Source organism: Ruegeria sp. BB9 (assembly GCF_056539345.1).
On sequence record NZ_JBQFUU010000001.1, the window covers coordinates 632,954 to 654,765 of the forward strand.

A 21,812-nucleotide genomic window follows, 5' to 3' on the forward strand; every position below is an offset into this window, starting at 1 on the left:
ATAGGCTGAATACCGCGCGCTCTTGTTTTGATGACCCTGCGTCACATATGTCGCGGGGCAGCATATTGATGCGTTCAAAAATATAGTTTAACGGTAAACTAGTTTTCAATCGACCTGCGCCGAGAGGTAAACATGGCTGCACAATCCTTTGATCTGATCGTAATCGGTGCGGGCCCCGGCGGCTATGTGGCTGCCATTCGTGCGGCCCAACTGGGCCTCAAGACCGCCGTGGTCGAGCGCGAGCATTTGGGCGGCATCTGCCTGAACTGGGGTTGCATCCCGACCAAGGCCTTGCTGCGGTCGGCCGAAGTGTTCCATCTGATGGAGCGCGCCAAGGATTTCGGTCTGAGTGCGGACAAGATCGGTTACGATCTGGACGCGGTCGTCAAACGCTCGCGCGGGGTTGCAAAGCAGCTGACCAGCGGTGTCGGGCATTTGCTGAAAAAGAACAAAGTCACCGTCGTGATGGGCGAGGCGACAATCCCGTCGAAAGGTAAAGTGACGGTCAAGACCGACAAGGGCACCGAGGAACTGACGGCGAAGAACATCGTCTTGGCCACCGGTGCCCGTGCGCGCGAGTTGCCGGGCCTGGAGGCAGATGGCGATCTGGTCTGGACCTACAAACATGCGCTGCAACCGGCGCGGATGCCGAAAAAGCTGCTTGTTATCGGGTCCGGAGCGATCGGGATCGAGTTTGCCAGCTTCTACAATACGTTGGGCGCAGACACGACCGTGGTCGAAGTGATGGACCGGGTCTTGCCGGTCGAAGACGCCGAGATCAGCGCGTTCGCCAGGAAATCCTTTGTCAAACAGGGCATGAAGATCATGGAGAAGTCCATGGTCAAGCAGCTGGATCGCGGCAAAGGCAAGGTGACGGCTCATATCGAAACCGGTGGCAAGGTCGAAAAGCACGACTTCGATACCGTCATCTCCGCCGTTGGGATCGTCGGAAATGTCGAGAACCTCGGGCTTGAGGCGCTGGGCGTCAAAATTGACCGCACCCATGTGGTGACGGATGCATACTGCCGGACCGGGGTCGATGGCCTCTATGCCATCGGCGACATCGCCGGAGCGCCTTGGCTTGCGCACAAGGCCAGCCACGAAGGCGTGATGGTCGCAGAACTCATCGCTGGCAAACATGCCCATCCCGTGAAACCGGAAAGCATCGCGGGATGTACCTATTGTCATCCCCAGGTCGCGTCGGTTGGCTATACCGAGGCCAAGGCCAAGGAGCTTGGCTTTGATGTGAAAGTTGGCCGCTTCCCGTTCATCGGCAATGGCAAGGCAATTGCATTGGGCGAGCCGGAAGGCATGATCAAAACCGTATTCGACGCGAAAACCGGCGAGTTGCTGGGCGCTCATATGGTTGGCGCGGAAGTGACCGAACTGATTCAGGGCTATGTCGTAGGTCGCCAGTTGGAGACCACCGAAGAGGACCTGATGAATACAGTCTTCCCGCACCCGACCTTGTCGGAAATGATGCATGAATCGGTTTTGGACGCCTACGGGCGCGTGATCCACATGTAAGACGGTTTGTCCGCGGGCCGCGGCTTAAGGGGGCGCTGCCCCCGGCCGCGTTGCCCGCGACACACCGGGATACCGCCGGCCGGATGAAGTTCGCATCCGCGCTTCACCCGGCTCGGAATATCCCGGAGCGCAAGGCTGCGCCTTGCGATAAAACGCGGCTATCGGCTCAGAGCGTCCAGAATTCGGGCCCACGAGCGGATCCCTTTATGAAAGCTTTTCACGTCGTATTTTTCATTGGGCGAATGGATTGCGTCATCGTCGTTGGCATAGCCGACCAACATTGAATCCAAGCCCAGGACCGTATTGAAGTATCCCACCACCGGGATCGATCCTCCCATGCCGGTGAAAACGGCTTCGCGCCCCCATTCGTCGGACAGTGCGGCGCGTGCCGCTTCGAATTCCGGGCGATCCAGGTTCATGACCGACGCAGGGGAGCCCTCGAGATCATTGTCCCAGACGACTTTGGCGTCAGGAGAGAGCCGGTCTTCAACATGCTTACGGATCTTGTCGCGCAGTTTGTCCGGGTCCATTTCACCGACCAGGCGACATGTGATCTTGCAATGTGCCTGGCTGGGGATCACCGTTTTCGAACCGGCGCCGTTGTAGCCGCCCCACAGCCCGTTGATCTCCAGCGTCGGGCGCGCCCACTGCTGTTCAAGGGTCGAGTACCCTTTCTCACCATGAGGTTGCGTGTAACCCACCGAGTTGAGATATTCGGCCTCGTCGAAACCACAGTTCTCCCACTGGCGCAGCTGCTCGGCGGGAACTTCGTGGACCCCTTCGTAGAAACCTTCCACAGCGACCCGTCCGGTTTCCTCATCGTAGAACGATGCTACGATCCGCGAGATTTCACGCAGCGGGTTCAAGCCGGGGCCGCCGTAATGGCCGGAATGCAGGTCGATGCGCGGACCGATGATGGTGAATTCGTCCTTGAGCATGCCGCGCAGTTGCGATGCGATCGAGGGCACACCGCGTGATACCATCGAGGTGTCGCAGACCAGCGCCAGATCGGCCTTCAAATCTTCCTTGTTGGCCTCAAGAAATGGGACCAGCGAAGGTGAACCGGATTCCTCTTCGCCTTCGAAGAAAAACGTGATGCGGCAAGGCAGCTTGCCGTTGACCGCCTTCCAGGCGCGGCAGGCTTCGACAAATGTCATCAACTGGCCCTTGTCATCCGAAGAGCCCCGTCCGCGGATGACCTGACCGTGTTCTGTCTCTTCCAGCGCCGGGTCGAACGGGTCACGGTTCCACAGGTCCAAGGGATCAACGGGCTGCACATCGTAATGGCCGTAGAACAGCACGTGCGGGGCGTCCGCATCGTCGCCGACATGGCCTACGACCATCGGGTGGCCCGGGGTCGGGTGCTTTTTCGCATCGATCCCGATGCTTTTGAGGTCGTCGACCAACCAGTCAGCCGCCTTGTCCACGTCTTTCTTGAAGGCCGGATCGGTGGAAATCGACGGGATTCGCAGAAACTCCATCAGCCGCTCGATGGAGGCTGAGAGGTCAGAGTCGATTTTGCTCAGAGTGGCGTCAAGCGACATGGGTGTACTCCTGAATGGATGAGATATTGCGGCGGACCCTAACAGCGCTGGCAGCGCCGTCCAGCCCGTAGCGGCGGGAAAACGCGCGTCTGATCGGAAACATTCTGCGCGAAACGGGACGTAACCTGCGTCGTTTCCTCGCGCCTTATGGTCTCAACTTTACTTGTCGCTGCGGGTTCAAGGCGATAATTGATGCAAATCAAAGTTGCGACCCCTGTCTGGGCGTTAGGCAGGAAACCTGAAAATAGGCGCGGATGCGGCCGAAAAATCGGTTATGATACGCATCGGAACACAGCCTTGCCGTGCAATCACCCTGCGGCGGGGTCACGAAGGAGGGTCCTTTGGACTACACTGCTCAGCTCGACTCAGCGATTGCCAGGCTGCACGACGAAGGCCGTTACCGGACCTTCATCGACATCGAACGCCGCAACGGACATTTTCCCCATGCCGTGCGTACGCGTCCCGACGGGTCACAGCAGAACATCACCGTCTGGTGCGGCAACGACTACCTTGGCATGGGGCAGCACCCCGTCGTGCTGGAGGCGATGCACGAGGCGATCGACGCGGCCGGAGCGGGCTCTGGCGGGACGCGCAACATCTCGGGTACGACCGTATACCACAAGCGGCTCGAGGCCGAGCTGGCCGATCTGCACGGCAAGGAAGCGGCCCTGCTGTTCACCAGCGCCTACATCGCCAATGACGCCACGCTCAGCACGCTGCCCAAGCTGTTTCCCGGGCTGATCATCTATTCCGACGAACTGAACCACGCGTCGATGATCGAAGGCGTGCGCCGCAATGGCGGGGCCAAGCGGATCTTCCGCCACAATGACGTTGAGCACCTGCGCGAGCTGCTGCAAGCCGACGATCCGGCGGCGCCGAAGCTGATCGCGTTCGAGTCGGTCTACTCGATGGATGGCGACTTCGGTCCGATCGAACAGATCTGCGACCTGGCCGACGAATTCGGCGCGCTGACCTATATCGACGAAGTGCACGCAGTTGGCATGTATGGCCCGCGCGGTGGCGGTGTGACCGAGCGGGACCGCCTGGCGCACCGGATCGACATCATCAATGGCACTTTGGCCAAAGCCTACGGCGTGATGGGGGGGTATATCGCAGCAAGCGCGAAGATGTGCGATGCTGTCCGCTCGTATGCGCCGGGCTTCATCTTCACCACCTCGCTGCCACCATCGGTCGCGGCCGGTGCTGCGGCCTCGGTGGCGTATCTCAAGACAGCGCCCGAACTGCGTGAGCAGCATCAGACCCAAGCCAAGATCCTCAAGCTGCGACTGAAGGGCCTGGGCTTGCCGCTGATCGATCACGGCAGCCACATCGTTCCGGTGATCGTTGGCAACCCGGTGCACACCAAAAAGCTCAGCGACATGCTGCTGGACGACTACGGGATCTACGTGCAGCCGATCAATTTCCCGACCGTTCCGCGGGGGACGGAGCGTCTGCGCTTTACGCCTTCGCCGGTCCATGGACCCAACGAAATGAACCGTCTGGTCCAGGCCATGGACGAACTTTGGTCACATTGTGCGCTAAATCGCGCCGAACTTGCTGGTTAACCTAACGCCGACATGTGCAACTTGTTTGCCGCGTGTTAAGCTTACGCTAACAAAAGTAGCGGACGAATCGTTATGGGGACGATTCGCCGTTAGCGTGAAACACGCGATGGGCAGAATGGGGCAGCAGGAATGATTGGGCGCAGGACACAGCGCAATTCCGAAGAAGACGTGGACGTCAGGCCCAAGGGGTTCGACGACTACGAAGTACGGCTTGGCGACGTCATGCGCGGTGAGCGCGCGACGATGGGCAAGTCTCTTCTCGACGTACAGCGCGAACTGCGGATCAAGGCCAACTACATCGCTGCCATCGAGAATGCCGATCCCGACGCATTCGACACACCCGGCTTCATTGCCGGGTATGTGCGTTCTTACGCCCGCTATCTGGGGATGAACCCTGACGACACTTTCGCCGCGTTCTGCAAGGAAAGCGGGTTCGAAGTGGCACATGGAATGTCCGCACAGGCATCCGTGGTCAAAAAATCGGTCGGGGACCTTCCGAACCGTGGCCCGATGGGGCGCGATCCGTTCATTTCGCCGAACACGCCCTACGTTCCCGGCCGCGAGTCCGTGTTCAGCCAGATCGAGCCGCGCGCCGTAGGCTCGTCGCTTGTCCTCCTCGCGCTGATCGCCGGGATCGGATATGGCGGCTGGTCGGTTCTGAACAAGATCCAGCAGGTTCAGGTCTCGCCCGTCGAACAGGCCCCGGTCGTGTTGTCCGATCTTGACCCGCTGTCGGCCATCCGGACCGAGTCCGGAACGACCGAGGTTGCGGCCGCTGAAATTCCCAGCCCCGAAGCGCTGGACCGTCTTTACCGCCCCCAAGCACTGGATGTGCCGGTGATGGTTGCGCGGGATGCCCCGATTTCCACCCTTGATCCGCGGACCGTTGGAACGTTCCGTCCGCCGGAAGTTCCGGAAATCGCGCTGGCTGAGATTCATACCGTCGAAAGAACTGCCGCGACCCTTCCGCAGGTGGTCGAGAAGGTCGACACGTCGCTGAAAATCGTCGCGGTCGAACCGGCCTGGATGCGGGTCACCGCAGCGGATGGCAGCGTGATCTTCGAGGGCACGTTGGGAACCGTCGAAAACGGCAAGAGCTTTGAGGTTCCCCTGACGGAAGAGCCGCCGCAATTGCGGGCCGGAGCGTCGGGCAACGTGTATTTCTCGATGAACGGCGAGCTCTATGGGCCGGCCGGTGCACCGGGAACCGTCGCCAAGGGTGTGGTTCTGTCCAAGGACGCTGTGGCCGAGACCTATGCCGTGGCGGATCTTGAGGCTGAGCAAAACATTGCGCTCAAACAGCTGGTGGCCGAGCTTCAGACACAATCCGCCGAGGTGCCGGCAGAGTGATCTTGCCATTGCGGCGGGCTTGCCCCCGGACTATCTAAAGGCCAGACCCCAGGCTGACGCGGATCCGTTTTCATGTCTCTGAACCATGTGCGCCCTTGGCGCGACATCTATCGCCGCAAATCCCGCCAGATCATGGTGGGCAACGTTCCGGTGGGCGGCGACGCGCCGATTGCCGTTCAGACCATGACCAACACGCTGACGACCGATGTTGCCGCAACCGTGGCGCAGGTACAAGCTGCGGCAGAGGCGGGGGCTGATATCGTGCGCGTCTCTGTTCCTGATGAGGCGTCGTCGAAGGCGTTGAAGGAGATCGTGCGCGAAAGCCCGTTGCCGATCGTGGCCGACATTCATTTCCACTACCGCCGCGGCATCGAGGCCGCCGAGGCTGGTGCCGCCTGCCTGCGCATCAATCCCGGCAATATCGGTGACGAGGCGCGGGTGAAAGAGGTCATCAAGGCCGCACGCGACCACAATTGCTCGATCCGCATCGGCGTGAACGCGGGCAGCCTGGAAAAGCACCTGCTGGAGAAATACGGCGAGCCGTGCCCCGAAGCGATGGTGGAAAGCGGGTTGGAGCATATCCGTATTCTGCAGGATAACGATTTCCACGAATTCAAGATCAGCGTGAAGGCCAGCGACGTGTTCCTGTCGGCCGCGGCCTATCAGGGCATCGCCGAGGCCACCGACGCCCCGATCCATCTGGGCATCACCGAGGCCGGTGGGCTGGTCAGCGGCACGATCAAGTCGGCCATCGGGCTGGGCAACCTGCTGTGGATGGGCATCGGCGACACGATCCGCGTCAGCCTGTCCGCCGATCCGGTCGAAGAGGTGAAGGTCGGGTTCGAGATCCTGAAATCGCTGGGCCTGCGCCATCGGGGCGTGAACATCATCTCGTGCCCGTCCTGCGCGCGGCAGGGGTTCGACGTGATCAAAACCGTCGAGACGCTGGAACATCGGCTGGAGCATATCAAGACGCCGATGAGCCTGTCGATCATCGGCTGCGTCGTCAACGGCCCGGGCGAGGCGTTGATGACCGATGTCGGTTTTACCGGCGGCGGCGCAGGCTCGGGCATGGTGTATCTGGCGGGCAAGGCCAGCCACAAGATGTCGAACGAACAGATGATCGACCACATCGTCGAGCAGGTGGAAAAGAAGGCGGCCGAGCTGGAAGCCGCGGCCGAGGCGGCGGAGTAGTACTTTAACTTCGATCCGGAACTAATTCATCATAAGCCATTTTTAGGCCCATTTTGCGGTATCAATCGCGATATCGATTGTCTGGACCGGAGTTCGATTCTTTGAAACCAATGCCTTTCGTGACGGCCCTTGCCGTCGTCCTTCTTTCTGCGTGCAGCAGCCCCTCTACCGGGTCGGACAAACGCCCCGGTTTCTTCAGTGTTCCAGTTCCGCAGTCTGCACCGGGGACGCAACTTGGGTATATGTCGGTGCATGTGTCCGGTTTCGGAAGTGACGGAGTGACAACGCGCGCAGACGTCCGGCTCAGCCCGGGTGGAACCGGCAAGCCGCGGGGCCGTTTGACCCCGATCATGAATGTCGACCCGCAGCTGGCGTCTCGGGTCGCGGTATCGTTCAAAACCGGTCAGGATGCCCAGGCGGCCTATGCTTTGGCGAAACAGATCGCTAGGGCGACCTACTGCCCAACCGGCCCAATTTCTGAAAACACCGGTATTCGCAAGTACGACAATCCCCAGGACCTGCAGGCAATTCTGGCTGAAAGCAAACGGCAGGGGCGTGACGTCATTCCATCGGGAATTCGGGGCAAATCCGTACCCGCGACCCAATTTAGAAAAACTGGAACTCCGACATGGGTCGTGTCGATGAAATGCGACGCCCCGTATCCATACGGCTAGGGCGTCGTTTCAACGGGGCGGCGATCAAGCCGCCCCAGCTGCTTCAGCCGCGTTCAGCCCGCACACCATCAGCGATCTGTTTCATCTGATCTGCGGGCAGGAAGCCCCGCAGCATCTCGGTGCCCAGAACAAAGGATGGGGTGCCCGAAATCCGCATGCGCTGCGCCAGTGCCCGCGTCTTGGCAATTTCTTCGGTCACTTCGTCGCTGTCCATCGCCGCAAGGATGGCGTCACTGTCCAGTCCCAGCCCGTCCGAGATCCGGCGCAGCGTCACTTCCGAAGGCTCGCCCGTGAATTCCAGCAGGGCGTCATGGACTTGCTTGTACGCGTCATCCCCGGCGACCTGCTTGGTGGCGATGGCAAAGCGCGACGAAAGAACCGACGCATCGCCCAGAATTGGGAACTCCTTGATGATCAGGCGGATGTTGCCATCCTCGGCCAGCAGCGCGTCCACTTCGGGGACCGCGCGGCGACAGTATCCGCAACGGTAATCCATGAACTCGACGAGGGTGATGTCGCCGTCCGGGTTGCCACCGACCCAGCTATAGCCGTCATTGAACAGCTCGTCGGCGTTTTCAGCGATCAATTGCTGGTCGGCCTGTGCTTCGGCTGCGGCGTTGCGTTGCTCAAGGATGTTGATCGCCTCGAGAATGACTTCGGGATTTTCCAGAAGGTATTCCCGCACTTGCGCGCCGAACTCTGCTCTTTCGGATTCGGTCATCGAGGACAGATCCAGCGCATTGGCCGGACCGGCAATCAGGGAAAGCCCCAGAAGGGCAGGTGCTGCGTGTCTGAGGATCATTTCCGGTTCCTTTTCGATTTCTCAGCTTGTTCTGCGGCAATCAGCACATCCTGTGCCCGTTGCCAACCCGTCGAGCCTTCGGGCAACTGACCGATGGCTCGTCTTGCGTGAATGCCGGCATCCAGCAGACGCCCCTCCAAGGCGAACCGCTCGGCAGTGACGGCGGATGCCATACCGTTGTTGCCGACCTTTGAATAGGCCATTCCCAGATCCTGCATCAGGCGGCCGTTCCGGTAGTCGCGGGCGCGTGCGCTTTCCAACACCTGCAGAGCCTTTTTCGTCTGTCCGTCAGCAAGCAGGGCGCGCCCGTAGCCTGCCATGATCAATGCATCGGTCGGAGCCAGTTCGGACGCCCTGGCATAGGCCGTGACCGCCTCCGAGACCCGAAGGTTCTCCAAAAGGATCTGCCCCTTCAGTTCGTTATAGAACGGATCGTCGGGGCGGATGGCCAGCGCACCATCGATGGCTGCCCGGGCAGCCGAAAGGTTGCGGTTCTGATGATGGGCGGCGGCCTCGCGCATCAGGCGAATATCCTGCGCTGTTTCTTCCTTGGCCCGCCGCAGGGTCCAGCCGGGAGAGCGCAGAAACGCGGACAGCTTGCCCTTGACCCGCGCAAACCAGTAGTCGGCATTGGGGTTAGATTTCGCCCGATCCCCGAATTGGTACAGAAATTCCTCGGCAGCGCGCAGGCGTTCACGGCTGGTCGGGTGCGAGCGCATATAGGGATCCTGATTGATCTCGCTCAGCAATTCCTGGCCTGCGAATTTGCGGTGCAGTTCGACCATGCCAATGGGCGAAATCTCGGCCCAACGCAGGTAGCTGGCGGCGCTGCGATCCGCCGAGGATTCTTCGGCGCGCGTGTGGCCCAGAAAACTGCGGATTGCAGCCCCTTGGGTGCCGGCGGCAATGCCTGCGGCGGCCTCTCCGCCGCCCGCAGCGGCGGCAATCAGAGCCAGCGCGGTACCGAAACCGGCCGCGCGTTGAGCGGCCCGAAGGTTCTCGGCCCGACGGGCGAGGTGCCCGTTGGCGATATGCGCCGCCTCATGCGCGATCACGGCCTGCAGCATCTCGGGGCTGTCGACCGTCAGGATCAGTCCGTGGTTCAGGTAAATCGTGTTGTAGTCGATGACGAACGCGTTGAACGTTCCGTCCTTGACGACCATCACCCGCACGCGGTTGGTGTTCAGGCCGGCGGCGCGCAAGATCGGAAAGGCCAGTTCGCGCAGCCCGTGTTCGATATCGGGGTCGCGGATCAGGCTTTGCGCGTGGCTTTGCGCGGTCGACGCCATCCACAGCGTCACCGCCAGCAGAATTGCCGGGATTGACGCCAGCCGGGATCCGCGTTCAAAAGCCATGGTCGCAACATGGGAGATGGGCATGCGAAACTCAACCCGGTCGGGCGTTGATCCCTTCATCGTGATGGACGTGATGGAGGCCGCGCGCCGTGCTGAAGAGGCCGGGCGCCACATCATCCACATGGAGGTCGGCCAACCCGGAACCGGCGCCCCGCAAGGCGCGCTGGATGCGCTGGCCAAGGCGATGCGGCAAGGTCCGCTGGGCTATACGGTCGCGCTGGGTCTGCCGGCGCTGCGGCAACGCATCGCACGGATGTACGGCGAGTGGTACGACGTTGATCTGAACCCCGAACGGGTGGTCATCACTCCCGGATCTTCGGGCGGATTCCTGCTGGCCTTCACCGCGCTGTTCGACAGCGGTGACCGTGTGGGGATCGGCGCGCCGGGCTATCCGTCCTATCGTCAGATCCTCCGGGCGCTGGGTCTGGTGCCGGTCGATCTGCCGACTGCGCCGGAAAACCGCCTGCAACCCGTGCCACAGGACTTTGCCGGACTCGACCTGCAGGGGCTGATGGTGGCCTCGCCCGCAAACCCGACCGGAACCATGCTGGACCACGCCGCCATGGGCGCGCTGATCGAGGCTGCGCAGGGGCAGGGGGCCTCGTTCATCAGCGACGAGATCTATCACGGGCTGGAATACGAGGCCAAGGCCGTGACCGCGCTGGAGCTGACCAACGAGTGCTATGTCATCAACTCGTTTTCCAAGTATTTCTCGATGACCGGCTGGCGCGTCGGCTGGATGGTGGTGCCCGAGGATCAGGTGCGGGTGGTCGAGCGCATCGCCCAGAACATGTTCATCTGTGCGCCCCATGCCAGCCAAGTCGCCGCGCTGGCCGCGATGGATTGCGAGGACGAACTGCAAGGCAACCTGGCCGTCTATCGCCGCAACCGCGACCTGATGCTGAAGGGCCTGCCCGAGGCCGGGTTCACCAACATCGCGCCCCCGGACGGGGCGTTCTATGTCTATGCCGATGTCTCGGACCTGACCCAGGACAGCCGCGCCTTCGCCGCCGAGATCTTGGACAAAGCCGGCGTCGCCGTGACGCCGGGGCTGGATTTCGACCCGGTGCGCGGCCACACGACCCTGCGCTTTTCATACGCCCGGTCGACCGAGGACATCGAGCAGGGCCTTGAACGGCTGCGCAGCTTCATGGCGGATCGCCAGACCCCGCAGAAGTCGGCCTGAGGCGTTCACAAACCGGCCACGCTGCGATAGGCTGCTGCCAAACAATCTCGGGAAAACTTGAGGCCATGAGCAGGATCTTCTTCGTATGTGCGCTGATTTGGGCGCTGGCCGGAGCCGTTTGGGCGCAGGACTTCAACGCCTTGGCGCGGGTCCTGCCCGAGCAGAGCCGGATCACTGACGGCAAGGGTGCGGGGGTGACGCTTGAGCTGGGGCTCAGCCAAGGCGTCCCGTATCGCGTTTTCACGCTTCGAGACCCGTACCGTATGGTCATCGATTTTCAGGAGGTCGACTGGAGCGGGCTTGACCGGGCCAAGCTGTTGCAGACCCGTCGCATCAGCGGGGTCCAGTTCGGCGCTTATGTGCCCGGTTGGTCTCGGATGGTGCTGGATTTGGGGGCGCCCCTTGCTGTCGATACGGCGGCCATGCGCGTGGACCCCGACGGCGGGGCCGCGGTTCTGACGCTGAATCTGAAAGGTACGGATTTCGACAGTTTTGCCGCCAGCGCGGGTGCGCCGCGCAATCCGGGCTGGGATTTGCCTGCGCCTGCCGTCACGCCCCCGGTCGTGCCGCGAGATGGCGAAAGACCGCTGCGCGTGATGCTGGACCCGGGGCATGGTGGCATCGACCCCGGCGCGGAATCGGGTGGCGTTAACGAAAAAACCCTGATGCTCACGTTTGCGCGCGAACTGCGGGAACACTTGCTGCGCGCTGGCGGATACGAGGTCGTGATGACCCGGGTGGACGATCACTTCGTGTCGCTCGAACGCCGAATATCTCTGGCCCATCGGGCCAGCGCCGATGTGTTCATTTCGTTGCACGCGGATGCATTGTCCGAGGGGCAGGCTCATGGGGCCACTGTCTATTTCCTCTCCGATGAGGCCTCGGACGTGGCCAGCCAGAAACTGGCCGAACGGCACGATCGCAGCGACCTGATCGCGGGTATCGACCTGAGCGGCTCGGACGACCAGATCGCCGACGTTTTGCTGGACATGGCACGGCAGGAGACCCAGCCGCGCTCAGAAGCTTTGGCCCATGCGCTGGCGCACGGCATGGGGCAGCGGGGCGGCCCCATGAATCGGCGCCCGATCCGCAGTGCGTCGTTTTCCGTCCTCAAGGCTGCCGACATTCCCTCGGTTCTGGTCGAGATCGGATTCATCTCCAGCCCCAGAGACCTGAAAAACCTCGTAAATCCCGAGTGGCGCATCGGAATGGCGCAAGGAATTCACCAAGGTCTTGAAGCCTGGCGCCAGCAGGATCTGATCCGCCGCGGCTTGATTGGGCAGTGACCCTGCGGCGCAAAGTGGCTAGAATGCGCCCGTGTGTTTTGACCCTTGGGTGCAGCGACACTATATAGTCGTCACCGCGAACAAAAGGCAGCAACGTGATCCGGTTCATTCTTTCGATTTTCGGGGCGGTTTTCAGCCTCGTCACCTTGGGTATTTTCATGGTCGCGCTGGTGATTGGCGCGGTCTTCTGGATGTATGGCCGTGACCTGCCCAGCCACGAGTCGCTGGCCCAGTACAAGCCGCCCACCATCAGCCGTATCTATTCGGGCAAGGGTCAACTGATCGACGAATTCGCGCAGGAGCGCCGCCTTTTCACCCCGTCCGAGGAAATCCCGGACCTCGTTAAGCACGCGTTTATCTCGGCGGAAGACAAGAACTTCTATTCGCATCAGGGGTACGACCCACGCGGGATCATCGCAGCCGGGATCGAAGCGGTCCAATCCAAGGGCGAGACGCTGCGCGGCGCGTCGACCATCACCCAGCAGGTGATGAAGAATTTCCTACTGTCCGGCGACCGGCGGGTCGAACGCAAGATTCAGGAAATCATCCTCGCGACCAGATTGGAAAAAACGCTGAACAAGGAACAGATCCTTGAGCTGTATCTCAACGAGATCTTCCTTGGCCAAAACTCCTACGGCGTGACCGCCGCTGCACAGACGTATTTCAACAAGACTTTGCAGGAACTGGCCCCGCATGAAGCCGCGACGCTGGCTGCGATGCCCAAGGCGCCTTCGGACTATCACCCGGTGCGCCAGAAACAGCGTCTGTTGGATCGCCGCAACTACGTGCTGCGCGAGATGTATCAGAACGGATATATCGATCAGGCAACCTATGAGACTGAAGTGGCGCAACCGCTGCGTTCGGTTCAGAACGGTGATTTCGAAAGCTTCCGCACCGCACTGCCACCGCGCGACTATTTCACCGACGAAATCCGCCGCCAGCTGAGCGAGGACTTCGGCGAGGGTGAGTTCTTTACCGGTGGTTTCACCGTCCGGGCCTCGGTTGACGAGGAGATGCAGGTTGAAGCCGCACGCGCCCTGCGCGAGGCGCTTCAGAAATATGACCAGTCGCGCGGCAAGTGGCGCGGCACGGGTGAAACCATCCCCGAGGAAAAACTGGCAGACGAAGCCCAGTGGCGCGAAGCTCTGGCGATCATGGAAATCCCGCGCGACGTGGTGCTGCCCACGCAATGGTACCCCGCGGTCGTGCTGGATGTGGCCGATCAGCAGTTGACGGTGGGGATCGAGAACGGTCCCGCCGACGGCATCATCCCGCGCAGCGACATCAAATGGATGCAGGGCGACTTCAAGGCAAACTTCAAACGCGGCGACGTGATCCTGGTCGTTGCCGGGGAAGAGGGCCAGTGGTCCGCCCGTCAAATCCCCGAGGTCCAAGGCGGCTTCGTGGCGATGGACGTGAACTCGGGCCGCGTTCTGGCGATGCAGGGCGGGTTCTCGTACCAGGACTCGGTGTTCAACCGGGCAACCCAGGCGCAGCGCCAACCGGGATCGGCCTTCAAGCCTTTCGTCTATGCGGCAGCACTGGACAGTGGCTACAGCCCAGCGACCATCGTCGTGGACGCCCCGATCGAGGTGAACACACCGCAGGGTCTGTGGACCCCGAAGAACTCGACCAACAAATTCTACGGGCCGACGCCCCTGCGCACCGGGATCGAGCAGTCGCGAAACCTGATGACCATCCGACTGGCGCAAGAGGTTTCGATGCCGGTGGTTGCGGGATACGCGGAGCGGTTCGGTGTGTATGACAACATGGGTCCCTACCTGGCCAATGCGCTGGGGGCCGAGGAGACGACGCTCTACAAGATGGTGGCGGCCTATGCGATGTTCGCCAACGGCGGCGAGCGGGTCGAACCGACTCTGGTCGACCGGATCCAGGACCGGTTCGGCAAAACGATCTATCGGCATGATGACCGGCAGTGCCTGGATTGCAACTCCAGCTGGCTGGAGCCCGACGCCTCACCCACGATCGTGACCGACCGAGAGCAGGTGATGGATGCAATCACGGCTTATCAGCTGACGTCGATGATGAAGGGCGTGGTTGATCGCGGCACCGCGTCACGTGTGGTCAATCTGCCGGTTCCGACGGCTGGCAAGACCGGTACGACCAACGAATCCAAGGACGCCTGGTTCATCGGCTTCACCTCGAACATCGTTGCCGGGTGCTACATCGGGTATGATCGCCCGCGCCCGATGGGGCGGGGTGCTTACGGCGGCACGCTGTGCGGTCCGGTCTTCCAGAGCTTTATGGAAAAGGCCGTCGAGAAATACGGCGGCGGTCCGTTCGAAGTGCCGCCGGGTGGGCACTTCATCAAGATCGACCGTTTCAGCGGTGCCCGTCTGCCGGATGACGCATCGGGTGACTATGTGGTGGCCGAGTATTTCCGTGATGGCGTCGACGGGTTCATCGACCGTGTCTATGACGGTGGTTTTGCGATGGGGTCCGATCTGCCGTTGTTCGAAGAAGTGACCAATGGCGGGCGCCAGGTCCAGACCTCGACCGGGCAGACCATCATCGTGGGGCCCAAGGCCAGCCAGGGCGACCTTCAGGGCGGCGGACTTTACTGATCTGCAGCGCTTAGAAACAGGCGCAGCAGATCGGCCTCCGGGTCACTCTCGACCGATCCGCCGGACCGCCAGCATATGGACAGGGCGCATTTGGCCGCCGCCCATCGGGCCAGACGCGCCCGCGAAACATTCATCGCCGCGGCGTATAGATCCAGGCACGCGGAAATCTGCCCGACTTCGCGCACAAGGTCCGGCATGCCTTTTGGGTGCCGCAGCGCATTTGCCATTTCAAACGCCGGATCCCCGATATAACCCTTGGCATCGATCACGCGCGGGCCGGACGCGGTCAGGATGACATTGTCGGGGTGCAGGTCTCCATGCAGGGGGAGATGCACGGGTTGCGTCTGCAGCAGATCCTGAGCCAAAGCTATGGCGCGCCGCATATCGGTTTGCAGGGGCCGCGTACATTGATCGGTAAATCCGACGTCGAAAAGCGGTGCAAACACTTGCTCCAAAGGCCTCAGCCCGCTCACTTCGACAATCGGATCAGCATGCAGGTTCCGCGCCGTTTCAGCCAGTAGCGTCAGGGCGTCGGCCACGTTGCCTGCCCGTGCATGATCGCCGAGGGTCGGACCCTCGAGCCACTCCATCATGACCGCCCGGCGGTCTTCGGCCAGGATCGCGACGGCGCCCCGGTTGCGCCAGGCGGCCAGCAGGCTGCATCCCGGCGCCTCGTTTCCGCGACCGGCGCGGCGATAGAGTTTGAGCGCGACTTCAGACCCGTTATCACGTTTGGCCCGCCAGACACGTGCCGCGCCGGTATCAGCCACCAGCCGCGGGTCGGCCAGATGCCATTTCTTCAGGAACTGCTCCGGTCCGTGCTGCATTTGCCTTTCGGGTCATCTTGTGGTGGCCTGAACCTCTTGCTATCACGCAGGCCTGATTGAGCAAGTTGGGACCTGACCATGCGCGCCGAAATCCAGAACATCGTGGCCGAGATCCAAAAATCGCTGGAGCTGCTGGCCCAGCGTATGGACTATGAAACCGCGCCGCACCGGCTGGAGGAATTCAACGCCCGCGTCGAGGACCCCAACCTGTGGGACAACCCCGAAAACGCGCAGAAGCTGATGCGCGAACGGCAGGTTCTGGTCGATGCCATCGAAACCTACGAGTCGATCAAGACCGATCTGAACGACAACGTCGAACTGATCGAACTGGGCGAGATGGAGGGCGATGAAGAGGTCGTCAAGGATGCCGAAGAGGCCCTGAAGAAGCTGCGCGACAAGGCGGCCGAAAAAGAGCTTGAGGCGCTTCTGGACGGCGAGGCCGACGCCAATGATACCTTTTTGGAGATCAATGCGGGCGCCGGGGGCACCGAAAGCTGCGACTGGGCTTCGATGCTGGCGCGGATGTATGTCCGCTGGGCCGAGAAGAAGGGCTACAAGGTCGAGCTGCAGTCGGAAACCCCGGGCGAAGAGGCGGGGATCAAGTCGGCGGCCTACAAGATCTCGGGCCACAACGCCTATGGCTGGCTGAAATCCGAAAGCGGCGTGCACCGGCTGGTGCGCATCTCGCCCTATGACTCGGCGGCCAAACGGCACACGTCGTTCAGCTCGGTCTGGGTCTATCCGGTGGTGGACGACAATATCGAGATCGAAGTGAACCCGGCTGACATCCGCGTCGATACCTATCGGTCTTCGGGGGCGGGCGGTCAGCACGTAAATACCACAGACTCGGCGGTGCGGATCACCCACATCCCGACCGGCATCGTGGTGACCAGTTCGGAAAAATCGCAGCACCAGAACCGCGACATCGCCATGAAGGCGTTGAAATCGCGCCTGTACCAGATGGAACTGGACCGCCGCAACGCCGAGATCAACGCCGCGCACGAAGCAAAGGGCGATGCGGGCTGGGGCAACCAGATCCGGTCCTATGTCCTGCAGCCCTATCAGATGGTCAAAGACCTGCGCACCAGCTACGAGACGTCGGACACCAAAGGGGTCCTGGACGGTGATCTGGATGCATTCATGGCAGCCACTCTGGCCCTCAAGGTCTCGGGCAAAAGCCGGGCCGAGGCGCAGTCGGACGACTGATGCCGCGCAGTTGAACTGCGTGGAAAAGATATATCCAAAACACCGGGTTTAAATGCACACATGGGGTCGCTAGGCTGAGCGCAAGCAAAGCTCGGACGTAACCCCATGAACCTAAGCGATACTTCAGCCGCTGATCTTCTCGAGAAACTCGCGACAGGGCATTTGTCAGCCGCTGAGTTGATGCGCGCGACGCTCGACCGGATTGCCCAGGTGAACGGGCAGGTCAATGCAATCGTCGCGCTGCAGGACGAGAATGTGCTTATGGCACAAGCCCGGGCCGCCGACGACAAGTCGGGCCGCGGGTCGCTGCATGGGCTTCCGATTGCCGTCAAAGACCTGGTCAATGTGGCTGGCATCGCGTCGACCCAGGGGTCGCCGGTTTTTCGCAATCACGTCCCAGCCGTCGACGACCTGATCGCAGCACGGTTGCGGGCTGCCGGGGCTATTCTGATCGGAAAGACGAACACACCGGAGTTCGGGTTGGGCTCGCACACCTTCAATCCGGTCTATGGCGCAACCCGGAACCCATACGATCCGGCCCGGTCCTGCGGTGGGTCGTCGGGTGGCGCAGCGGTGGCCTTGGCCACTGGGATGGTCGCGCTGGCGGATGGGTCGGACATGATGGGCAGCCTGCGCAATCCGGCCGCGTGGAACAACGTGTACGGTTTCCGGCCCAGCTGGGGCCGGGTTCCCTCGGAACCACAGGGCGATTTGTTCCTGCACCAGCTCTCGACCTTGGGGCCGATGGCCCGCAGCCCGCAGGATATCGGGCTATTGCTGGATGTGATCTCAGGCCCCGATCCGAGGCAGCCTTTGAGCATTTCCTGCGACCCCGTCACCCCATTGTCCGTCGAAAGCCTGGACGGCATGCGGATCGGATGGCTGGGAGATTGGGGCGGCGCATTCCCGACTGAGGAAGGGATTTTGACCCAATGCAGCAACGAGTTGGCGATTTTTGAGGGACTTGGCGCAACCGTCGAGGACGTACCGCCGCCCTTCGATGCCGAACGCCTGTGGAACAGCTGGATCACCCTGCGGTCGTGGAGCGTAGCAGCAAGTCTGCTGCCTTTGGCCGACCGAAAAGACGTCCTTAAGGACACCGCGCAATGGGAGCTGGAGCGAGGTCTGGCCCTGACGGCGATGGAGGTCCATGCAGCCAGCGTCACCCGTTCGGATTGGTACCGTCGGGCGGTCGAACTGTTTGCCGAGTATGATGCGCTGGTGTTGCCGGCGGCTCAGGTGTGGCCGTTCCCTGTGGATCAGCCGTATCCGCGCAGCATTGGTGGGGTCGCGATGGACACCTATCATCGCTGGATGCAGGTGGTCACACCGGTCAGCCTGATTGGTCTGCCCTGCCTTTCGATACCGGCGGGGTTTGGCCCCGGAGGACTGCCGATGGGAATGCAACTGTTCGGGCCGCGCGGTAGCGACGCGCAACTGCTGGCTTTGGGGGCCGCCTATCACGCCGTGACGCATTGGCCGCAAAAACGCCCGGCCATGGCCTGAGGGCAAGGGGAGGAGAAACGGAACATGGAAAAGCCATTCGGAGTGCCAACGCTGAAACCGGCGGATATCGGCATGTTGCGCACGGCGCTGCGTCGCGCCTGGCAGGATTATCGCCGCGCACCGGTCTTTGGCCTGCTGTTCGGCGGCTTCTACGTTCTGGTCGGGTGGTTGATGGCCTGGGTAACCGTACAAACGGGCACCTCGTTCTGGCTGGTGCTGGCCGCCATCGGCTTTCCGCTGATCGGGCCGTTCGCCGCCGTGGGTTTGTACGAGGTATCGCACCGGCTCGAGCGGAATGAGCCGTTGGACTATGGCGCCATCTTCGGTGTCGTGATCCAGCAGAGCCGCCGTCAGTTGCCGTCGATCTGCGCGATCATCGTCGTGATGTTTCTGTTCTGGTTCTTTCTCGGTCACATGATCTTTGCGCTGTTCATGGGGCTGTCGACAATGACAAACGTGTCGTCATCGCTTGAGGTATTTCTGACGCCCAACGGTCTGGCCATGCTGGCTGTCGGCACTGCTGTAGGCGCGATCTTTGCCATCCTGCTTTACATGATCACCGTGTTGTCGATCCCGATGCTGCTGGACCGGGAACTCGACTTCGTCACTGCCATGATCTCGAGCTATGCCTATGTCAGCGTGAACAAGCGGGTCATGCTGTGCTGGGGTGCCTTCATTGCGGTCACGACCTTTGTCGCCATGGTGCCCTGGTTTTTGGGATTGCTGATCGTGTTGCCCCTGTTCGGTCATGCCAGCTGGCACCTGTATCGGCAGATCACCGAAGACGACGCAGCGGCAGAGCCGGTCGCCGAGCCGGCCCAAGCCTAGGTTCTCGGGGTCAGGAATCGGGCACTTCGCGGCCCATGTCGACCAGCATCTGACGCAGACGTCCCGCGCCGGGCATGTTGGCTTCAAGCGCATGGACATAGGCGTGGGTCAGAAAAAAGCTCCGGGCGTCGTCGTCCTGCTGGCTGGCGGCGGCCAGTTCGTACAATTCAGCCAAAGCCGCGATGTCACACGCCGCATGCGCCTGCAGAAGGCGGGTGTGCAGGTCGGTCATTCAGCGGCCAGTTCGGTGCGATGTGCCATCAGACGCTGCGCCACCCAGTCGTGGAACAGATGGGTCGGCCCGTCCATCGCCGGCGAGAAATGTCCGCCGTCAAACCCCGGCGCCGCGCGGCCACGCTGCATCCCTTCGACGACGAACACATCCTCTTCAAAGACCACTTTCCACTGCTCGGCATTGCGGGCGCGCAGATCCGCATCGGTATCCGGCGCCGAATAGAACAGGTGGATGTGCTCCGAGGTCCGGTTCTGGGCCTCGGGCCGCAGAATGATGGCGAAGGCGTGGTCCCGGTGCACGCCCAGTAGCACGTTAGGGAAGGCGGCAATGTACTCGGCTGCGGTGTCCCATTTCTCGCTGAGACCTTCGAAATCGGGAAAAACCCGACCGTCCTCAGTTTTCAGTTGCCGATAGACCAAGGTTCCCTGACCTGAATAAAGGCTGGGCTCCTGGATGTGATAGTGATCCTCAAGCCGCGAGTAACTGTTCAACCCGGGATGCACCCACGGTAGGTGATAGCTTTCGCAGTAGTTCTCGACCGCGAGCTTCCAGTTGCAATTGACGTCCAACCGAAAGGAACTTTCCGGGCCGCCGTGGTACAGCGGTTTGTCGAACTCGGCCCACCGCTCGATCAGCCTGGCGTTGGCATCCACGAAGGCTGGCGCGTCGCCCGAGACGTTGATCCACACCACGTCGCGCCAGATATGGCTGCGCACCTCGATCAGGCCAAGTTCCGATTTGCTGACCGCGTCATGTGCGTTCTGGCCCGGACCGCCCACATGCGGCGTGGCGACCAGCCGGCCTTCGGTGGAATAGCACCAGCTGTGATAGGGGCAGCGAATGGCGCCTTCGATCTTGCGGGGCTCTTCGACCAGGATCATGCCGCGGTGACGGCAGATATTCTGAAACACACGGACCGTACCGGAACGGTCACGCAGCAGCAGGAGCGGAATACCCATGAACTCCAGCGGAACCGCGTCCCCGGGCTCGGGGACATCGGCGGTTACCGCGAAACCGGCCCAGCCAGCCAGCAGCAGGGCCCGAGTTTCTTCGGCGTGCAGGGCAGGGTCCGTATAATGTGCATTGGGCAGGCCCAGAGCGGTTTCAATGCTCTGACGAACAGCCGACAGATCGGTTGGGGTGCTGGCCATCTGGTTCTCCTCGCTTCACCACCAGCCTAGGCATCCGGGACCAGCCCTCGCTTACACTTCCGCGACTCCGGCTTTTCTCACAACGACATGCACGGGATTTTAAGCGGTTTCCTATGTCCGGCGCGCCAGCCGCGCTGCCCCCAGCGTTGCCCGGAAGTCGTGGCCCAGATGGCGGATTTCCAATCTGTAGATGTGCGGAGTAGCCGCAGAGTGCTCCATGCACGAACCGATCCATACGCCGTTGCCATCGGTCATGTCTTTGCGGATCACGATCGTCTTGCTGTCACGACCAGCCTCGCGCGACAACACTGCGTAGATATTGGGCCCGGCGCAGGCGGCGAAGCCACGAAGCTCACGACCCGTGGCGGAACGCGTGCCTGCCATGGCCGGCGGCAGGAAGCCGCGCAGGACAGCACACTGATGCAGGTGCCGGGTTTGAACCAGCCAATGATGGGCGCGTGGATCGTCTTCGCCGCCATGTTGCGTCACAAGATAGACGCCGCTTGGAAACGCGTCCTCGGTCAAGGCTGACAGTCCGGGCCGAAGGAACTGGACCACGCTTTCAGGCAGGTCACAGCGCCGGGGCGCGGGGATTTCCTCAAGCGGTTTCAGCAGAATGCGGGCATCCACGTCAAAGAACCGGCAGATCCGGTCCAGAACGTCTGGGCGTGGAAAACTCTCGCCAGAAAGATACCGGTTGAACTGCGTGCGGTTGACGCCCAGCTGTCTGCACAGCTCGGCGACCGAAGGATAGCGGTCGGCAAGTTGCCTGAGATTCGCCCCCAGCATGCTGCGCAGCTCGGCGGGCGTGCGAGTGTCTACGGCCATGTCTCACTCTGGTTTGCAAAGGTTTGGGAAACACGACCGGAAGGGCCAGAAAGGCCGGTCGCCAGTCAAGAAATCGTAAAATTGACCCCATGGAACACGCGGGTTGCATGTTCTTGGTCAAGCGTAACGCGCTCAGGCGCGAACGCAATAGGCATTAAGCCCA

The 21,812-nt window shown here is 61.6% G+C and carries 18 protein-coding genes; 11 read left to right on the forward strand and 7 right to left on the reverse strand.

Annotated elements, in window-relative coordinates; all coding sequences use genetic code 11:
- Window positions 1-132: 132 nt before the first annotated feature.
- Entirely contained in the window at window positions 133-1,527 is a 1,395-nt protein-coding gene (gene lpdA, locus ACR0FC_RS03190; RefSeq protein ID WP_170338136.1) for a dihydrolipoyl dehydrogenase, read from the forward strand.
- 158 nt (window positions 1,528-1,685) lie between these two features.
- On the opposite strand, the gene ACR0FC_RS03195 is transcribed toward lpdA, so the two are convergent.
- Complete coding sequence (locus ACR0FC_RS03195; protein ID WP_170338138.1) at window positions 1,686-3,071, reverse strand: dipeptidase; 1,386 nt, start codon at window positions 3,069-3,071, stop codon at window positions 1,686-1,688.
- Between the two features lie 341 nt (window positions 3,072-3,412).
- On the opposite strand from ACR0FC_RS03195, the gene hemA reads away from it, so the two are divergent.
- The 4 genes from hemA to ACR0FC_RS03215 all read left to right on the forward strand — a co-directional run bounded on the left by hemA (window position 3,413) and on the right by ACR0FC_RS03215 (window position 7,854).
- Entirely contained in the window at window positions 3,413-4,636 is a 1,224-nt protein-coding gene (gene hemA / locus ACR0FC_RS03200) for a 5-aminolevulinate synthase (protein WP_170338140.1), read from the forward strand.
- A gap of 129 nt (window positions 4,637-4,765) precedes the next feature.
- Window positions 4,766-5,986 (forward strand): helix-turn-helix domain-containing protein, encoded by a 1,221-nt coding sequence (locus tag ACR0FC_RS03205; protein ID WP_093962367.1) that lies wholly within the window; start codon window positions 4,766-4,768, stop codon window positions 5,984-5,986.
- Between the two features lie 72 nt (window positions 5,987-6,058).
- Window positions 6,059-7,180 (forward strand): flavodoxin-dependent (E)-4-hydroxy-3-methylbut-2-enyl-diphosphate synthase, encoded by a 1,122-nt coding sequence (ispG, locus tag ACR0FC_RS03210; RefSeq protein WP_170338142.1) that lies wholly within the window; start codon window positions 6,059-6,061, stop codon window positions 7,178-7,180.
- Window positions 7,181-7,458: 278 nt separating this feature from the next.
- Window positions 7,459-7,854, forward strand: a complete 396-nt coding sequence (locus ACR0FC_RS03215; RefSeq protein WP_170338144.1) for a hypothetical protein — start codon at window positions 7,459-7,461, stop codon at window positions 7,852-7,854.
- Window positions 7,855-7,897: 43 nt separating this feature from the next.
- Here the strand turns inward: ACR0FC_RS03215 and ACR0FC_RS03220 are convergent, their stop codons facing one another.
- Together ACR0FC_RS03220 and ACR0FC_RS03225 are read right to left on the reverse strand one after the other, a co-directional pair.
- Window positions 7,898-8,656 (reverse strand): DsbA family protein, encoded by a 759-nt coding sequence (locus ACR0FC_RS03220; RefSeq protein WP_170338145.1) that lies wholly within the window; start codon window positions 8,654-8,656, stop codon window positions 7,898-7,900.
- Window positions 8,653-10,035, reverse strand: coding sequence for a M48 family metalloprotease (locus ACR0FC_RS03225; RefSeq protein WP_170338147.1), 1,383 nt, complete (start codon window positions 10,033-10,035; stop codon window positions 8,653-8,655). Before ACR0FC_RS03225 ends, ACR0FC_RS03220 begins: the two co-directional genes overlap by 4 nt.
- Between ACR0FC_RS03225 and ACR0FC_RS03230 the strand changes: the two genes are divergently transcribed.
- The 3 genes from ACR0FC_RS03230 (at window position 10,034) to ACR0FC_RS03240 (ending at window position 15,068) form a co-directional block, all read left to right on the forward strand.
- Complete coding sequence (locus ACR0FC_RS03230) at window positions 10,034-11,197, forward strand: pyridoxal phosphate-dependent aminotransferase (RefSeq protein WP_170338149.1); 1,164 nt, start codon at window positions 10,034-10,036, stop codon at window positions 11,195-11,197. The two genes, ACR0FC_RS03225 and ACR0FC_RS03230, sit on opposite strands and share 2 nt — an antisense overlap.
- Before the next feature lie 65 nt (window positions 11,198-11,262).
- Window positions 11,263-12,483 (forward strand): N-acetylmuramoyl-L-alanine amidase, encoded by a 1,221-nt coding sequence (locus ACR0FC_RS03235; RefSeq protein WP_170338151.1) that lies wholly within the window; start codon window positions 11,263-11,265, stop codon window positions 12,481-12,483.
- Window positions 12,484-12,578: 95 nt separating this feature from the next.
- Complete coding sequence (locus ACR0FC_RS03240; RefSeq protein WP_170338152.1) at window positions 12,579-15,068, forward strand: penicillin-binding protein 1A; 2,490 nt, start codon at window positions 12,579-12,581, stop codon at window positions 15,066-15,068.
- Here the strand turns inward: ACR0FC_RS03240 and ACR0FC_RS03245 are convergent.
- Complete coding sequence (locus ACR0FC_RS03245; RefSeq protein WP_170338154.1) at window positions 15,062-15,895, reverse strand: aminoglycoside phosphotransferase family protein; 834 nt, start codon at window positions 15,893-15,895, stop codon at window positions 15,062-15,064. The genes ACR0FC_RS03240 and ACR0FC_RS03245 overlap by 7 nt on opposite strands.
- A 78-nt stretch (window positions 15,896-15,973) precedes the next feature.
- Between ACR0FC_RS03245 and prfB the strand changes: the two genes are divergently transcribed.
- From prfB to ACR0FC_RS03260, 3 genes are all read left to right on the forward strand, one after another.
- Window positions 15,974-17,101, forward strand: a complete 1,128-nt coding sequence (prfB, locus tag ACR0FC_RS03250; protein WP_170338156.1) for a peptide chain release factor 2 — start codon at window positions 15,974-15,976, stop codon at window positions 17,099-17,101.
- Window positions 17,102-17,206: 105 nt separating this feature from the next.
- Entirely contained in the window at window positions 17,207-18,607 is a 1,401-nt protein-coding gene (locus tag ACR0FC_RS03255; RefSeq protein ID WP_170338158.1) for an amidase, read from the forward strand.
- Window positions 18,608-18,631: 24 nt separating this feature from the next.
- Window positions 18,632-19,435, forward strand: a complete 804-nt coding sequence (locus tag ACR0FC_RS03260) for a DUF2189 domain-containing protein (protein ID WP_170338160.1) — start codon at window positions 18,632-18,634, stop codon at window positions 19,433-19,435.
- Window positions 19,436-19,445: 10 nt separating this feature from the next.
- Here the strand turns inward: ACR0FC_RS03260 and ACR0FC_RS03265 are convergent, their stop codons facing one another.
- The 3 genes from ACR0FC_RS03265 to ACR0FC_RS03275 all read right to left on the reverse strand — a co-directional run bounded on the left by ACR0FC_RS03265 (window position 19,446) and on the right by ACR0FC_RS03275 (window position 21,649).
- A complete protein-coding gene (locus ACR0FC_RS03265; RefSeq protein WP_170338161.1) occupies window positions 19,446-19,667 on the reverse strand; it encodes a hypothetical protein in 222 nt (73 codons plus the stop codon).
- Complete coding sequence (locus ACR0FC_RS03270) at window positions 19,664-20,821, reverse strand: aromatic ring-hydroxylating oxygenase subunit alpha (protein ID WP_170338162.1); 1,158 nt, start codon at window positions 20,819-20,821, stop codon at window positions 19,664-19,666. The genes ACR0FC_RS03265 and ACR0FC_RS03270 overlap by 4 nt, the downstream gene beginning before the upstream one ends.
- 111 nt (window positions 20,822-20,932) lie before the next feature.
- The gene (locus ACR0FC_RS03275; RefSeq protein WP_254432897.1) at window positions 20,933-21,649 is read right to left on the reverse strand and encodes a helix-turn-helix domain-containing protein; all 717 of its coding nucleotides are present in this window, start codon (window positions 21,647-21,649) and stop codon (window positions 20,933-20,935) included.
- Window positions 21,650-21,812: the final 163 nt, after the last annotated feature.

Excerpts from the sequence above, each read along its gene's own strand:
- lpdA (WP_170338136.1), top strand. The coding sequence starts at position 133 with ATGGCTGCACAATCCTTTGATCTGATCGTAATCGGTGCGGGCCCCGGC.
- ACR0FC_RS03195 (WP_170338138.1), bottom strand. The coding sequence starts at position 3,071 with ATGTCGCTTGACGCCACTCTGAGCAAAATCGACTCTGACCTCTCAGCC.
- ACR0FC_RS03205 (WP_093962367.1), top strand. The coding sequence starts at position 4,766 with ATGATTGGGCGCAGGACACAGCGCAATTCCGAAGAAGACGTGGACGTC.
- ispG (WP_170338142.1), top strand. The coding sequence starts at position 6,059 with ATGTCTCTGAACCATGTGCGCCCTTGGCGCGACATCTATCGCCGCAAA.
- ACR0FC_RS03220 (WP_170338145.1), bottom strand. The coding sequence starts at position 8,656 with ATGATCCTCAGACACGCAGCACCTGCCCTTCTGGGGCTTTCCCTGATT.
- ACR0FC_RS03230 (WP_170338149.1), top strand. The coding sequence starts at position 10,034 with ATGCGAAACTCAACCCGGTCGGGCGTTGATCCCTTCATCGTGATGGAC.
- ACR0FC_RS03225 (WP_170338147.1), bottom strand. The coding sequence starts at position 10,035 with ATGCCCATCTCCCATGTTGCGACCATGGCTTTTGAACGCGGATCCCGG.
- ACR0FC_RS03235 (WP_170338151.1), top strand. The coding sequence starts at position 11,263 with ATGAGCAGGATCTTCTTCGTATGTGCGCTGATTTGGGCGCTGGCCGGA.
- ACR0FC_RS03245 (WP_170338154.1), bottom strand. The coding sequence starts at position 15,895 with ATGCAGCACGGACCGGAGCAGTTCCTGAAGAAATGGCATCTGGCCGAC.
- prfB (WP_170338156.1), top strand. The coding sequence starts at position 15,974 with ATGCGCGCCGAAATCCAGAACATCGTGGCCGAGATCCAAAAATCGCTG.
- ACR0FC_RS03255 (WP_170338158.1), top strand. The coding sequence starts at position 17,207 with ATGAACCTAAGCGATACTTCAGCCGCTGATCTTCTCGAGAAACTCGCG.
- ACR0FC_RS03260 (WP_170338160.1), top strand. The coding sequence starts at position 18,632 with ATGGAAAAGCCATTCGGAGTGCCAACGCTGAAACCGGCGGATATCGGC.
- ACR0FC_RS03265 (WP_170338161.1), bottom strand. The coding sequence starts at position 19,667 with ATGACCGACCTGCACACCCGCCTTCTGCAGGCGCATGCGGCGTGTGAC.
- ACR0FC_RS03270 (WP_170338162.1), bottom strand. The coding sequence starts at position 20,821 with ATGGCCAGCACCCCAACCGATCTGTCGGCTGTTCGTCAGAGCATTGAA.
- ACR0FC_RS03275 (WP_254432897.1), bottom strand. The coding sequence starts at position 21,649 with ATGGCCGTAGACACTCGCACGCCCGCCGAGCTGCGCAGCATGCTGGGG.